The sequence below is a fragment of the Westiellopsis prolifica IICB1 genome (genome assembly GCF_004323185.1).
Lineage (GTDB): Bacteria > Cyanobacteriota > Cyanobacteriia > Cyanobacteriales > Nostocaceae > Pelatocladus > Pelatocladus prolificus_A.
The window spans coordinates 420,357-435,495 of sequence record NZ_NAPS01000001.1; the positions used below are offsets into that span (position 1 = coordinate 420,357).

At 39.6% G+C, this 15,139-nt stretch carries 15 protein-coding genes; 8 read left to right on the forward strand and 7 right to left on the reverse strand.

Annotation, left to right across the window (positions count from 1 at the left end; translation table 11 throughout):
* Positions 1 to 115: 115 nt before the first annotated feature.
* From B4U84_RS01870 to B4U84_RS01880, 3 genes are all read right to left on the reverse strand, one after another.
* Positions 116 to 637 carry a helix-turn-helix domain-containing protein gene (locus tag B4U84_RS01870; protein ID WP_131115232.1) on the reverse strand — a complete coding sequence of 174 codons (522 nt, stop codon included), beginning with the start codon at positions 635 to 637 and terminating at the stop codon, positions 116 to 118.
* A gap of 293 nt (positions 638 to 930) precedes the next feature.
* On the reverse strand, positions 931 to 2,121 hold the full coding sequence (locus B4U84_RS01875; protein WP_044452908.1) for a HetZ-related protein: 1,191 nt from the start codon (positions 2,119 to 2,121) through the stop codon (positions 931 to 933).
* A gap of 357 nt (positions 2,122 to 2,478) precedes the next feature.
* Complete coding sequence (locus B4U84_RS01880; RefSeq protein ID WP_017312293.1) at positions 2,479 to 3,138, reverse strand: L-threonylcarbamoyladenylate synthase; 660 nt, start codon at positions 3,136 to 3,138, stop codon at positions 2,479 to 2,481.
* Positions 3,139 to 3,233: 95 nt separating this feature from the next.
* Here B4U84_RS01880 and larC point away from each other — a divergent pair, with 95 nt between their 5' ends.
* Positions 3,234 to 4,511, forward strand: coding sequence for a nickel pincer cofactor biosynthesis protein LarC (gene larC, locus B4U84_RS01885; RefSeq protein WP_131115234.1), 1,278 nt, complete (start codon positions 3,234 to 3,236; stop codon positions 4,509 to 4,511).
* Between the two features lie 158 nt (positions 4,512 to 4,669).
* On the opposite strand, the gene B4U84_RS01890 is transcribed toward larC, so the two are convergent.
* Positions 4,670 to 5,197, reverse strand: a complete 528-nt coding sequence (locus B4U84_RS01890) for a DUF6658 family protein (protein ID WP_044452907.1) — start codon at positions 5,195 to 5,197, stop codon at positions 4,670 to 4,672.
* 87 nt (positions 5,198 to 5,284) lie between these two features.
* Positions 5,285 to 5,707, reverse strand: a complete 423-nt coding sequence (locus B4U84_RS01895; RefSeq protein ID WP_017312290.1) for a DUF6658 family protein — start codon at positions 5,705 to 5,707, stop codon at positions 5,285 to 5,287.
* A gap of 370 nt (positions 5,708 to 6,077) precedes the next feature.
* On the opposite strand from B4U84_RS01895, the gene B4U84_RS01900 reads away from it, so the two are divergent.
* The gene (locus B4U84_RS01900) at positions 6,078 to 6,995 is read left to right on the forward strand and encodes a lysylphosphatidylglycerol synthase transmembrane domain-containing protein (RefSeq protein ID WP_017312289.1); all 918 of its coding nucleotides are present in this window, start codon (positions 6,078 to 6,080) and stop codon (positions 6,993 to 6,995) included.
* A 35-nt stretch (positions 6,996 to 7,030) separates the two neighbouring features.
* Here B4U84_RS01900 and B4U84_RS01905 read toward each other — a convergent pair whose 3' ends face one another.
* The gene (locus B4U84_RS01905; protein ID WP_131115236.1) at positions 7,031 to 8,338 is read right to left on the reverse strand and encodes a Sll1247 family protein; all 1,308 of its coding nucleotides are present in this window, start codon (positions 8,336 to 8,338) and stop codon (positions 7,031 to 7,033) included.
* Positions 8,339 to 9,723: 1,385 nt separating this feature from the next.
* Between B4U84_RS01905 and B4U84_RS01910 the strand changes: the two genes are divergently transcribed.
* The 6 genes from B4U84_RS01910 to B4U84_RS01935 all read left to right on the forward strand — a co-directional run bounded on the left by B4U84_RS01910 (position 9,724) and on the right by B4U84_RS01935 (position 14,199).
* Positions 9,724 to 10,089, forward strand: a complete 366-nt coding sequence (locus B4U84_RS01910; protein WP_017312287.1) for a ferredoxin thioredoxin reductase catalytic beta subunit — start codon at positions 9,724 to 9,726, stop codon at positions 10,087 to 10,089.
* Positions 10,090 to 10,261: 172 nt separating this feature from the next.
* Entirely contained in the window at positions 10,262 to 10,657 is a 396-nt protein-coding gene (locus B4U84_RS01915) for a DUF309 domain-containing protein (protein ID WP_017312286.1), read from the forward strand.
* A gap of 294 nt (positions 10,658 to 10,951) precedes the next feature.
* Complete coding sequence (locus B4U84_RS01920) at positions 10,952 to 11,140, forward strand: RRXRR domain-containing protein (protein WP_207390890.1); 189 nt, start codon at positions 10,952 to 10,954, stop codon at positions 11,138 to 11,140.
* 272 nt (positions 11,141 to 11,412) lie between these two features.
* Complete coding sequence (locus B4U84_RS01925) at positions 11,413 to 11,907, forward strand: LptA/OstA family protein (RefSeq protein WP_017312285.1); 495 nt, start codon at positions 11,413 to 11,415, stop codon at positions 11,905 to 11,907.
* A 117-nt stretch (positions 11,908 to 12,024) separates the two neighbouring features.
* Positions 12,025 to 12,753, forward strand: a complete 729-nt coding sequence (lptB, locus tag B4U84_RS01930; protein WP_044452903.1) for an LPS export ABC transporter ATP-binding protein — start codon at positions 12,025 to 12,027, stop codon at positions 12,751 to 12,753.
* A 330-nt stretch (positions 12,754 to 13,083) separates the two neighbouring features.
* Positions 13,084 to 14,199: an LptF/LptG family permease gene (locus B4U84_RS01935; protein WP_017312283.1), complete on the forward strand. Its 1,116-nt coding sequence runs from the start codon at positions 13,084 to 13,086 to the stop codon at positions 14,197 to 14,199.
* Positions 14,200 to 14,360: 161 nt separating this feature from the next.
* Here the strand turns inward: B4U84_RS01935 and B4U84_RS01940 are convergent, their stop codons facing one another.
* The gene (locus B4U84_RS01940) at positions 14,361 to 14,981 is read right to left on the reverse strand and encodes a CP12 domain-containing protein (protein ID WP_026082061.1); all 621 of its coding nucleotides are present in this window, start codon (positions 14,979 to 14,981) and stop codon (positions 14,361 to 14,363) included.
* Positions 14,982 to 15,139: the final 158 nt, after the last annotated feature.

Consider the following 15,139-nt stretch of genomic DNA (forward strand, 5'->3'; position numbering starts at 1 on the left):
CACTGTACGCTAGCTATGGGTTTGGTACCACGAGCAGTGATCACTCGCCCAGTTTCCGTTTTCAACCCTAGCCTGGTCTCATCCTGACACAGATAACGCAGTCGCTTTCCTTGACCTAAAAGCTTTTGCAAGGTGACAAAGGCGTGGGGAATGTTTTTTTAAACAGGCTCACAGCCTGTTCATCCTGTTGTTTACTCACAGGCCGAGGTATTTTCAGTTTCGCCTGGAGTTGATAGCGTACCAGACGATAGACTGTCTTATATTTGACTTCTACATGAAATTCCTGCTTTAACCACTCTACGATTTCCCCATAGCTGCCGAACCCCTCAGGACATTTCAGTTTCTCCTCCAGCCGCGATCGCATTTCTGGTGTGATCTTGGGAGTTGCCCCAGGTGATGTTTTCACCTCTAATAATTTCCCTAGCCCCCCTTGCCGATACTTTTGTAACCATCGTGTTACTGTTGAGCCATCTCTACCTAGTCTCTGGCTCAATTGTTGATGCTGTGKCACTTGTCCTGTTTTGATCCACCACAGAAGAAGCAATCGTTCTTTTTCCACAGATGTCCGAGCCTTGCTGAGACTTTTGGACAAATACTCAGCACTCTCTGATATTTCTAGATTGAAACCGCGTGCCATTGTTTACTTCTGGTCTTGAATCTTTGGCACTCTCTATTCTACTATTCTATGCAGCCTCACATAGAATTGGTATTAAACCCTTTGCTTTGCGGTATTTTGAAAAAATTGGGATTTTCCCAAGAAGTCGGGGATCTTGTTATTCAACATTATTTGTTTTTGATAAAATTGTTCCCCCATACATGGGGGAAAAATAGGAAATATATAAGCAATTTATTTAGAATAGGCATCTACAACCAAGATATTTAGAGAAATTAGTCAATATTAACTAATAAGAAATAAAACTAATCAAGGCTTCAGCCAGTCTGAACTTCTGTATTTGCATTGCGGATAGCCCATGCTTGTTCTAACAACTGAGTCCAGCGCTTTTGCAGTTGTTTGGGAGTGCATTTGAGAGTTTTTGCGATCGCTTGATCTGTGTGTTTCGCAGCTTTGAGTTGCAATATCTGCCGTTGTTGTTCAGAAAGTTCATTCAAAAAGCGTTCCCACTGTTGAGAAGACAAGCCTAGCTTTTGTTCTAAACCAACACCCAACCATTGATGGACTAATTGCCAATGATGGGTACGAGCAAACTTTTCCACATGGTATTTAAAACGTTGTTGGAGATAATCTCGCTGGCGACTAGTTAAACCAAGAATTTGGTCAATTTCTGGTGCTGATAAATCTTGAAGTTTTAATGTGAGATAATCTATACAATCGTGTTGACCTTGAGATTCAAAATATTTGGTCAATTCTGAAATGACGCGATCGCGTTCACTATCTTCAGCTAGATCAATACTTGGTTGAGAAATCATTTGCGATCGCAATTGTTGCACTGCGGAATTGCGCTGATAGGATTCTGCATCTTCAGTCCTCGCAGCTTCTGTAGCCATTTCAAAATCTACATTTGTTTCTTGAGGTAGACGGCGAGCAAAAGTTTGAGCGCGCAGGATAATCAACTGCTGATTAGCGCCGCCAGCTAGATTAATGCGACGTTTCGCATATTGTTCTGTAAAAGCCATGTATTCTGCTAGTTGTAGCAGAGTGTGGGGGGTGTAATCTTCGGGTAATTGATTTTCCCGGCGGAAAGCTTTGATAGCCTCAATATAAAATGCTTGGAGGAAATCTTCAATTAAATTGTAGCGAGCTTGAAATCCTAACTCACCTCCAGCAATCCCTATATGGCGATATACCATCGCACCTAAGCAGCTATGTAATTCGACCCGTCCCTGCTTGGAACCCAATTTATAATAATGCAAGCATTTTTGTAGACGATGGCGTCCTAGAGTCAATAACCAAGTCTTGACCTGCCCTGATTTTTGGATACGATGGCTTTTATCACAGATACGCTCTACTTCTTTGGCTATACGCATTGCTACAGCTTGCATACAACCAGGTGCTGCTTTCGAGTATGCTTGTATTTCTTTATATAAAAATTGGATTAAAGCATCGCTGTAGCTATGAGAAATTGGTTTAACGGTTGGTAGATTAGCAGAATTAGCTTTCATGATCTTGTTTGGGAGTGGTACTGCACCGTAACGACATGACAACAAACGCCACAGTAATTATTCATTAAGCTTTCATTGCTTAATAATCACCGCAAGCGCTGCCTACATTTAAGAATGTAAGAAATATCCGCAAGTTCCAGGTAAGGCAATGTGTCGGTTTTTTGATAAGCAACTTAACAATAGCTAATACACGAGTTTTATTGACCACTCCAAAATAGCTGAAACCCTTAATTTGCAAAGATTTATCCCTGTAATGCTCCTAAGAGCGCTTTGCTTTATCCGTATGACAATCATGAAAGTGGTGTTTGTTTATTTACAATTTCCGAAATTAAATTCCTACTCAGTGAAGTTAATTTACTATACCCATGCTGTGGCTCTTTCCCAACCTAAACCTTGCCTGATCATCATTGGTTCTTCTCCCGTTAAATCCAAAATTGTAGACACTTCGTAGCTTGGTTCCTCACCAGTGTCTACAATAACATCAACCAATCCTTCCAAACGGTCAAATAATTCTACTCGCGATAATATTTGTTCTTCTTCCACTCCCAAAGTCCCATTATTTGTCTCATCTGGTGGTAAATGTGCTGAAGTCGAAATTATCGGATTTCCTAAGGCTGACAGCAGTTCCAAGCACATTTTATGATCTGGCACTCTAATTCCAGTAGTCTTCCGTTTCGGATTTTGCACCAAACGCGGAACTAATTTTGTCGCAGGTAGCAAAAATGTATACGGTCCCGGAATCAGGTGCTTCATAATTCGGTAGGCAGTGTCGCTGACATTTGCATAAGTCGCTACATTAGAAAGTGATGGAGACAAAAACGTCAATGGTTTATCGTTTGCTAGTTGTTTGATTTTCCGTACTCGTTCTACCGCCGACTTAGCATTTAAATCACAACCGATCGCATAAACTGTATCAGTAGGATAAAGCATCACTGCACCATCAGACAGTGCCGTCTTTATCTCCTCTATTCGGCGGATCTGGGGATTATCAGGATGAACTGAGAAAATTTTTGCCATAGATTGGGTAATGGATAGTGGTTAGTGGTTAGTGGATAGTGGTAAAAGATGAACAAACAACTAACTACTAACTACTAACTACTAACAAAATACATATGACTAAACTTGCTTATCTTCAATGTCCATCGGGAATTTCCGGTGATATGTGTCTGGGAGCATTGGTAAGTCTGGGTGTTCCCTTAGAATACTTAATAGACAAACTTAATCATTTAGGTATTGTACAGGAATATAAATTATGGGCTGAACTTGTCCAGCGCCATGGTCAGCAAGCGACGAAAGTTCATGTTGATTTATTATCCGACCATGATGATCACCATGATCATCGCCATTTACCAGAAATAGAACAAATCATTATCAACGCTAGCTTACCTGCAAGGGTAGAAGCTTGGAGTTTAGCAGTATTTCGACAGTTAGCAGTTGCAGAAGGTGCAGTGCATGGTATTGCTCCTCAAAAAGTTCACTTTCACGAAGTCGGTGCAGTTGATGCGATTGTAGATATTGTTGGTACTTGCTTGGGATTAGATTGGTTAGGCGTTGAGAGTGACGAAACAGGATTACCCCTGCTTTACTGTTCAGCATTTCCGACTGGCGGGGGAACGGTGCGTGCTGCTCATGGAGAAATGGCAGTACCAGTACCAGCAGTGTTAAAGTTATGGGAAATGCGGGGTTGTCTGGTTTACAGCAACGGGATTGAACGGGAACTGGTGACACCCACAGGTGCGGCGATCGCCACGACACTTGCGAAAGAATTTGGTGCGCCACCTGCGATGAAGATTCAACAAGTCGGACTAGGAGCAGGTAATCTTAACTTGTCAATTCCTAATATATTACGCCTATGGCTAGGGGAAGCTACAGATGTTGGAATGAGCGATCGCTCATCTGTTGCCAATACTAGTCCAACTTTAGAAATTATATCAGTATTAGAAACCCAAATAGATGATTTAAATCCTCAAGCGATCGGTTATTTGTTTGAGGCTTTATTTGCAGCAGGTGCAGTGGATGTTTTTACTCAATCTATAGGGATGAAAAAGTCTCGTCCAGGGATCTTGCTGACAGTAATTTGTCTACCAGAAAATCTACTAAATTGTGAAACAGTTTTATTTCGTGAAACCACAACTTTAGGTATTCGTCGTTATGAGCAACAACGCGCTATTTTGCAGCGAGAATTTCAACAAGTAGAAACAAAATATGGTCTAGTGCGTGTCAAAGTTGCATGGACAGGAAACACAAATAATAGAGTTATCAATAACGTCCAGCCAGAATACGAAGATTGTGCAGAATTAGCCCGGAAATACAATATTCCTTTGCGCGAAATTCAAAGATTAGCGCTACAAAATTGGCATTTAAAATTTATGTCTTCGGTTGTGTCTTAGCTTTTGAACCAATTATCTATTCTTTTGCCACATATTCTTCGCTGCAAAGTTTATAGAGTTTGGTAGTTTACTAAAAAAGCCTGCCTACGCAGGCTTTTTTGATGTCATCTCACTCTAAGAATAGTGAGATAAATTTTAATTTACTTCAACTAAGCAATCTAGTCTCTGAGGGTGTCTCTAACTGTGTGCTTAGTTACGTCTTTGGCATAATCACCAGCATCCTGAGTGTTGTCCTTGATATTTTCAAGTCCTTGCTTGGCTCCTCTGGCAAAATCTTCAGCAGTATTTTGAGTTTTGTTTCCTACATCTCCAGCTTTTTGCTGAATATTTTTACCCAAGTTTCCTGCGTCTGAACCTACACGACGGATGGCTTCGAGGGGATTATTGGTAGATTTTTCAGCTTGATTTTGAGCAGCGTTTTCTTTTAAGTATTCACCTCTAGCTTTTGCATCAGTTTTTGCTCTTGGATCTCTATCGCTAAAGTTATTCATTCCACCTTCGTAAGGGTTGATGACATTATCACCCTTGGGAACATATACTTCAGCATTACCTTTGGGAGATTGTGTTGGTTGAGCAGCTGTAGAAGGGGAACAAGCCTGAGTGAAGAATACTAAAACACCTACTACAAAAAGTGTGAAAATTTGATGTAACCTAACTTTTTTTACCCAAGAAATTACTTGATTCATTCTGAACTCCTGATCATGTTTAAGTTAACGAAAAACTCAGCAATTCTCAATCTAAAATCGTGATTATTGAGAATTTGTAATTAACCTTTATTTATTAACTGCTGGATTAGGTTGCAGTTCTGGTCTTTTGGTAGCTTCATTTCCTTTATCTTTCAAAAAGCCTGAAGCTTCTTCTACTGCTTCTTTAACAGTTTCAATTCTGTCCTTTGCTCTTTGAGTTACACTTGGTTCGTTCTGAATCAAATTACCAGCATTTGGACGGAAATCTTTTTCAGATTTAATTGGTAATTCTCCCTCTTTATAGGCTCTACCTACTGGGGTTTCCGCACCAGGATAAAGCAATTCAGATTGTTGACCTGCATCAGCCAAAAATACTTGTGATTTCAGTTGTGCTGCTTGAGCATACCCACTAGTATAAATACTACCTGTTAGAAACAATAATCCTGCCAAAAATACAGTTAAAACTTGCCGCAGACGTAGTTTTTTTACAAATGCAATTAAAGTGTTCACTAATTCCTCCTTCCAACACCAAACAAATATAATCACATTGTCTGAGTAATCATGAAACTCAGTTAGCTATATTGCTGGAGTTGATTTTTGTTTAATACAACAATCAACTTCTTAGAATACGGATTTAAAACGAGGTTTTTCCTCTAGCGTAGGTCACATTTTTGTTATTAATTTATTGTTAATTTTATCTAACTTAAGATGGATATAAGTAGAAGAAATCATCAGTCATGAAAACTTTAATCAACAAAGAGATAAGATATTAAGTTTAATTATTTGCACCAGTTTCAATAATTGTTACCCAAAGACTCTGCCTCTACTGTATGATTTGAGGTGTTTAATCAAAGGCTAGCCGAACAGTTAAATCTCTGCAATGATTAAAAAATTTTTACGCTGGTTAATTTTGGGTGGAACGCTGTTCTTTTTAGCGAAAGCTTTAAAAGATAACTGGCAAGGAATTACTGCTATTCGCATTGATGCAGTAGGATGGGCAATAATAGCGATCGCAACTGGTGTAACTTTATTAGGACATACTTGGGCTGGCTGGGTTTGGACTTGGATTCTCAAAAATTTAAATCAACCTGTATCATCTGTGCAGTTTATCCAAGTTTATCTGCAAACCAACCTTGCTAAATATTTGCCGGGTAATGTTTTGCATTATTATGGGCGAATTATGGCGGCAAAAAACGCCAATGTTTCTACTGCTGTAGCCACTCTTAGTGTATTACTAGAACCTTTACTTATGGCCGCAGCAGCTTTAATTGTTGTCTTATCAACCAGTTTATTTGTTCAAACAAATACTAATTTAACTGTACATATAGGGCAAATACTAGGTTTAGTTATAGTGCTTTGTGTGCTTCATCCCCGGTTTTTAAATCTATTAATTCGCTTGATGCATCGCTTGAAGGTAAAGAAGTCTGATCCCACAAATACTTCAGATGCTAGTTTTACTATGCAAAACTACCCTTTATTACCTTTATTAGGAGAAATCGGATTTTTGGGATTGCGCGGTACCGGATTTATTTTAACTTTTTATGCTTTAAGTTCTTTAAATTTAAGTCAAATTCCCTTATTGTTCACAGCTTTTAGTTTTGCTTGGTTGCTTGGGCTTGTTGTTCCGGGTGCGCCTGGTGGATTAGGTGTGTTTGAAGCAACTGCGATCGCCCTTCTACAAAACTATTTTCCTGCTGCAATAGTCATCAGTGCAATAGCTCTCTATCGTGTGGTCAGCATTCTTGCAGAAATCACAGGTGCTAGCTTGGCTTGGCTTGACGAATACCTGTTTAAATAAATTATCGGGCATTGGGCATCGGAAATAACCAACCATTAACCTTTTAATTGAGAAAATACATGATAAGCATTTGGGTAAAATTCGACTTCATAAAAATTCTCATTGTCTTCTATCTTTATCAAATTATATTCGACATTCTCAGCATAAATTGCAAATGTAATATTAAAAATTTCGACAAAGTTGATAAAGCTTTGGCATTCTGCTTCTGAATACTGTTCGTAATAGCGAATTAAATTAGCGATCCGAGATTCTAAATGACTATGAGAGTATTTGCTAATCAGAATTATTTTCAATAGTACAATTACCAGCGTCAGAGGATGGCCATGAGAGAGTAATAAAACAAATAGAGGTGAAGGTAAAGCACCATTTTCTGTTGTTAAAAGATCAATTACACGATTACATGTTCTCAGCAATAAAGCCTTATTGATAATGATATCATCATATTCTGGTTTCCAAACAGCAAGTTTTCCTGATAGCTGTTGCTGCAATGTGTCTACAAATGTCGGTTGCTGTACAGAGAAAATCAGATATTTTACCAGACTTGCTTGAAAATTTTTAAAAGATTGATCTTGAGTTTGCTGGATAAAAATATTCGCAATATTGCTATAGCTAAATACACCCTTTTTAACAAGAATTGCTTTGATTAAACGTAAGACCTCATCTCCTAAAACACTAGGATTTTTATAACGTGTTCTACTAGAAGTGTGAGACTGAGAACGAGCAATATACATTGCGAGTTCAAATTTAAACTTATCTTTTAGTTGTTTATAAGCTTTGATTGCTGCTTGTTTTTGTTCTGCTGGATTATTCTCATCAATAGCTTGGGCAGCTAAAAGATAGGAAGTATAGCGATTTACCCAATGACCATCGACTCTATTTTCATTTTTATATGCAAATAACTTAAGCTCTTGAAAGTCTTGACTATTAATAAAGTTATCTAACCAGGTTTGGGAAGTATTTATGAGTTTATATTTTTGATAAATTGAACTTGATTTATAAGTGGCGATTAGCTCAACTAATGCTTGGATATATTTGTATTTTCTATTAATTTCCCAGTTATTGACTAGAATATAACAGCAACGTTTAAAAGTATTATGTAAATATTGTTCATTTTTAATTAGAACTTCATATATTCCTGGCATAGAATCTAAATTTGGCAAACATAGACAGTCTATAAATAAACTCTTAAATTCTATTAAAATATCTTCTGGGTCAGACTTTTTGACTATTTCTACAAAAAAGCTGTAAATAATTTCCTGTACATCTTCTATATCTGAGTGTTGAACATGAACTTTAAAAATAGATGAATTAGTATGAATATCTCGTAAACTATGAGTAGTCATTTATAGTTCTCAAAACAAAAGAATACCTTATTTATATTCTGATATGCTTCACTCTTTGAGACAAGAGTATAAATCTACTCTTTAATATTTAAAATTTTTCCTTTATAGAAAATTTATAAATTCACTGAAAGTAAAATTATCGACTTCTCTAAGCTCGACTTTATCCAAAATTAAGAACTCAGCTTTCTTTATTCGGCAAAAACCCTAGCTTGTTGGCAAATACTTTTTCCATGTCACTGATTCTCAATAAATTCCAAAAGCTAAAACTACCTTTCCACAATGGTTTTAGGTTTCGTAAACATGGATAAAATCGAGCTAAGAAGATGTTTGAAAATTTTGTGGGCAAGTAGAATAGACCTCTTGCAAAAGTCGAATGAACTCCCCTCAATCCCCTCGTGAATAAGGGGAAGATTTTGTTTCTTCCCCGTTTATACCATTTCACTAAAACCCTGATACAAATACAAATGGTGTAGAGACGCGATATATCGCGTCTGGGACAAAATTTATGTGTATCGTGATTAACGTGAAATGGTATTAGGGGGAGGGTTAGGGTGGAGTAAAAATATTTTTGCAAGAGGTCTAATGTCTTGAAAATAGACGCGCTTATTTGACACTTCCTACGCTAAAAGCCAGCCTTTATATAAAGACTGGCTCAATTCTAGTTTGTTAGTGGGGGTGGAGGGACTTGAACCCTCACGACCTTTTACGGTCAACGGATTTTCATTCTCCCGCAGTTTTCACTACTGCCTAGTAGACTAGCTACTTGTGGCTTTGAGAATTGGACTCTCCCTTTACCCTCGACTTAACGTTAGGGTAGCTCCCGTCGGGTCTCTGCACCTTCCGAATAAGTTCTTTGTTATTTATCACTTGTCTTTTGTTATTCAACAATTGACCAATGACAAATGACAAATGACTGATTTGGCTTGGCTCAGGATTGCCTTGTCTGTTGCCAGATTTAGGTTTCCCTGAATTTGAGAGCATTCACTTAAAGAGTTTCTTCTTTAAGGCTCAATTACTTAAGTCCGTAGCGTCTACCATTCCGCCACACCCCCAAGTAAGTTTGGGATTTGCTTTTGTTGATTATACAGTATTAAATTGTTACTCGATCTATTTGAGCATTAAATTCGTAATTTGCCAACTAGTAAGCGTAAAAAATTTTGTAATTGCTCTACAGGGCTTTATATTTAGAACAAGAGAATTTTAATCCTGGGGTGAAATTAAGGGTAGTGGAGTGCTTGCGATCGCCACAGAATCAGCAAACCATGTATCTGGCAAACACGCCTTGGGTGAGGATAGCCAAAAAAAGGAGGGATTATCCCCAGCTATAGCTTACCAAGGCTGCGGTACAATGCAAAGAAATGTGTAAATTATGAGTGTTCGTTCCTATGATCTCCCCAGAAGTAAACACAAAATCCAGCGATAAAAACTTAGAAGCAATGCGCCATTTTTCTGAACAATACGCCAAGCGCACTGGAACTTACTTCTGTTCTGAACCTTCTGTAACCGCAGTGGTAATTGAAGGACTTGCTAAACATAAAGATGAACTTGGAGCACCCCTATGTCCCTGTCGCCACTACGAAGACAAACAAGCCGAGGTCAGCGCTACTTTTTGGAACTGTCCTTGTGTACCAATGCGAGAACGTAAAGAGTGCCACTGTATGCTGTTTCTTACCCCAGATAATGAGTTTGCTGGCGACAAGCAAGAAATCTCTTTGGAAACAATCAAACAAGTACGCGACGGTATGGGCTAACCAAATCACTATGACAGATACAACAGAAACAGATACATCCCGACTTGCCGCAAGCTACATTTACCACTAAAAAAGTGACAACTGATGAGCGATAATTCCAAGCAAGGTACAAGAAAGCGGATAAATCCTGGGAATCAATCCCAAATCCACGCATCCAAAATCCTGTTAGCGGATGACTAATGACCAGCCCCAGCAATTTTGGCAAGGCATAGAACAATTTAATGCTGGGGAATTCTATGCCTGTCATGATACTTTAGAGGCTTTGTGGATGGAAGCAACAGAGCCAGAAAAAACTTTTTATCAGGGAATTTTACAAATAGCTGTAGCCCTGTATCATTTGGGTAATAGTAATTGGCGAGGTGCGGCGATTTTGTTAGGAGAAGGTAGCAACCGCCTGCGACGTTATCCATCAGTTTATGGTGGCATAGATGTAGATGAGTTATTAGAACATAGCGCTGCGTTATTGAGAACATTACAACATACAGAACCAGAGAAACTAGCCACAATGAAATTGGGTGATGAGTCAGCATTGCCTTTACCCAAGATAGTACTAGGGACTGAAGATTAACTTAGGTTTGATGGATTTGATTAGCCCAAGATGTCGCCCTCAAATAAATAGCTGGCTCATAGCCAAAACCCGCTGAAAGTCGGGTCAACTACCTACACTGACGTGTAGGCTTGAAAGAACCAGATTTCAACGCAAGAGATGACTAGCCCATGAGACTTGTTTTGCTACGGACTTCCGAATGTTTCCCTAGTTCGGATTATTTCCAAGCCTACTGGTTGTAGGCGCTTGTAGAAAGGACATGCTGAACAAATTGGGCTAAGGGACTTATTACTTTTTCTCGTGAGGATTATCTCCATGCAACGAGTACCAGTATTAGACAAGAACGGCACACCACTCATGCCAACCAAACCTAGTCGGGCTAGGCGTTGGCTAAAAGAAGGTAAAGCCAAAGTTGTACACAACGACCTTAATGTTTTTTGTATTCAGCTATTAGTGGAACCATCTGAAAGATTATGGTGTGGGACTCCTTGCGGATCTAGTTGAACCAGTTAAGCCCCTTTGGGGCAGAACAAATATTGCGTAGTGCAGCTTTAGCTCACGTAGCAATATCAGTTCGCAATCCTGGTTTTTTCAAAGCCAGGAGAGTTCAACGAATAAACTTGACCCCTAATCAAAGCTGGAGGTGGAAAAGGCTAAAGTGACGAAACCTTGAGTTTGTGGCGAACGTCAATATATTACAGCTAGTAGTGATCCTGACATACTCTAGTAGTAGAGATAATTGGAATACAAGCTGAAATCTCAAATCCTAAATTGCTATGATCTCTTGGTATCAATTACTTCTATTGCCAATGCGCCGCTTTGGATTAGCCTTCATGCTGCCAGCTGCACTTTTTGGTGCGATCGCATTTCCCAGTCAACTACAAACAGCCACCGCCCAAACAGCAGGAGGAAATCGCCCCCTGACTATCAACTCTGATGTACAAGAATACGACGCCAAAACACAAGTAGCAACTGCTCGCGGTAACGTACAAATGGTGTATGAAGCCAGAGGAATTCAGGCTACAGCAGCACAAGCCCAGTATTTTAGCAAAGAACGTCGCATAGTTCTAAGTGGTAATGTTTACGTTTTGCAACAGGGCGGCAACAGTATTCGAGGTGAGACAGTAACATACCTGATTGATGAAGGGCGATTTGTTGCCCAACCAAAAACAGGTCGTCAAGTAGAATCTATCTACATAGTCAACGATAGTCAAGTAAATCAAGCAACCACACCCGCCCCCAACACACCTCCTCTTCAACGTTCTAAGTAAATTAGAATTTAGTGGTTAGTAGGGGCGTAAAATCATGCGCCCATACAGTTAATTTATGTAGTTAGTTTTAACAAACACTACTTATCAATTATTAACAAGCAACAAAGCACACAGAGCGTGAAAATTGTCCTAGAAAATATTCGCAAATCTTATGGCAAGCGAGTTGTTGTCAATCGCGTCAACGTTTCTGTTGCCCAAGGCGAAGTAGTTGGGTTACTAGGTCCAAATGGTGCTGGTAAAACCACGACATTCTACATTGCCACAGGTTTAGAAAAACCAGACCAAGGAACTGTATGGTTGGATCATCAGGACATCACTGCATTACCTATGCACAAAAGGGCGCGATTGGGTATTGGTTATCTAGCACAGGAAGCGAGCGTTTTTCGCCAATTGTCAGTACGAGATAACATACTGTTGGTTCTGGAGCAAACAAATGTACCTCGCTGGCAATGGCAACGGCGATTAGAAACATTATTACAAGAGTTTCGTTTAGAAAAAGTAGTTAACAACAAAGGAATTCAACTTTCTGGAGGCGAACGACGGCGGACAGAATTAGCAAGAGCATTAGCAGCGGGTACGGAAGGACCAAAATTTTTACTTTTAGATGAACCTTTTGCAGGAGTTGACCCAATAGCAGTTTCAGAAATTCAATATCTCATTTCACAGCTGCGGGAGCGGGATATGGGAATCTTAATTACAGATCACAACGTTCGTGAGACTTTGGCCATTACAGATCGTGCCTACATCATGCGCGAAGGTCAAATTCTTGCTTCTGGCAACGCCGACGAACTCTACAATAATTCTTTAGTACGCCAATATTACTTAGGTGATAATTTTCAGGTTTAGTCAATAGTTGGTTATTAGTGGTTAGTACTTAGTAGTTAGTGGTTATGAACTAGGCTGTTGACTCTGTGCCTTTTTTGGGGGATGCTTCATGCAGTTTTTGTGTTGGTCTCCACTATGCCTGAAACCTTGTACTGGCTGGGCTTTTAACCAAAACAAAGAGTCATAGTACATTTTTACTAAAAACCAACAAAGTCAACAGCCTAGTTATGAACCATTCTTAATGACCAATGACAAACGACAAATGACAAATGACAAATGACTAATAACCAATGACTCATGGCTAGATCTAAATCTTTCCAAAAACTCAATTCACTGTTGTCCATTTCCATAATGGATCGCTACCTTGCTAGTGAATTGATACCACCGTTTTTATTTAGTTTTGGTATTTTTGCTTCCCTTGTGTTTACGGCGGATAGTTTATATGAATTGTTACGAAAAGTAGTTCAAGCAGGATTACCACTAGAAATAGGCTTAAAGGTTTTTTTGTTAAAGTTGCCACGTGTAATTGTTTATGTTTTTCCGATGTCAACACTGCTCGCAACTTTGATGACCTATAGTCGGATGTCCGGCGAAAGTGAATTGATAGCCCTACGTAGTTGTGGCGTGAGTGTGTATCGCATGGTGCTAACTGCCGTAGTGATGAGTTTTTTAGTCGCAGGAATCACATTTGTTGTCAGTGAACAAATTGCACCAGCAGCGAACTACGAAGCTACTGTTACTTTAGATCGAGCTCTCAAATCTGACAAGCCTACATTTAAGCAAGAAAATATTTTCTATCCCGAATATCAAAATGTGAAACAAGCAGATGGCAGTAAAGAAAGAATACTGACACGTCTGTTTTATGCTGACAAATTTGATGGCAAGCGCATGAAAGGTTTGACACTCATAGACCGTTCTCAAGAAGGTCTCAATCAAATTGTTGTCGCAGAATTTGGTGAATGGAATGGTTCACAAAGCGTTTGGGATTTTTATAACGGTACCATCTATTTAGTTGCACCCGATCGCTCTTATCGCAACATCGCCCGGTTCAAACATCAACAATTACAACTTCCCCGCACACCATTAGATGTAGCAAACAGAAGCCGTGACTTTGAAGAGATGAACATTGCTCAATCACTAGAACAACTAGAAATAGAAAACATTAGTGGTAATGAGCAAAAAGTTCGTCAATTGCGAGTCCGAATTCAACAAAAAATCGCCTTTCCTTTTGCCTGTGTTGTCTGTGGTCTAGTCGGTGCTACTGTGGGAACAATACCCCAACGTACAGGTCGAGCAGCTAGTTTTGGGGTTAGTCTAGCTGTTATCTTTACTTACTACACAACATTACAGGTTGCTCGTACATTAGGAGACACAGGTTTTCTTTCTCCCTTTGTCGCAGCTTGGCTACCCAATTTTTTGGGTTTGGGACTAGGTTTATTCTTATTAGTACGGACAGCACGGCGATGAGATTGGGGATCGGGGATCGGGGATCGGGGATCGGGGATCGGGGATCGGGGACAAGGGATCTCTTAGCAGGGAGTGTGGGAAGTGTGGGGTGTGTGGGGAGACAAGGAGGACAAGGAAGAATTTATTCCAATGCCCAATGCCCAATGCCCCATGCCCAAGATTCAATCTTCATAATAAATCCGGCATTCTGGTGCATCTGGGTTGGCTGCACAATATTGCTCAAATGATGTTTTAGTAAATGCTATGTGTCCAGCTTTTTGATGGGCTGCTTCTGCTTGAATTTCTTCCACTGTCACCCAGGCTGCGGCACATTCTGAAGATAATGTACCGTATAGAGAGCAAATCGCACGAGCATCTGCGATCGCTTGTTGAATTTTGTCTTCTAACAAAACTGATTGTGGCTTTTCTACAAAATCACTTTTGGTGAGAATATCAGTGACAGAAATTATTCCCAACAGCTTACCTTTAATTACAGGCGCTCTGCGGATACCTGTGTTGGCAAATAACCGCGCGACATATTCTACAGCCAATTCGGGATTGACGATAATGCAAGGCTTACTCATAATTTCGTAGATACGTACTTGTTTGGGATCTTTGGCATAGGCCGTTACTTTATAAACAATATCAGTCTCCGTAACAATACCATAAGCATCATTCTCATGATTGCGCTCCACAACCAAAGCTCGCAATCGTTTTTCCTTCATCAGACCTACTGCTTCAGCAACTGTTGCTGAACTGCGGATACTAACAACCTCTTTGGTCATGATATCTTCTGCTTTCATGCTTTCTGCTCCTGTTGAAGTAGAGTCCAACTTTTGCCCAGCCACAAGCACTAAGTTAGAGCAGATTTAATTTTGAGATGATATCAAAACTGACAGAAGAAGGGAAAGGAAGAAAAACTCATCTGATGCAATTAAATGTAAATTTAATACTAAGAGTT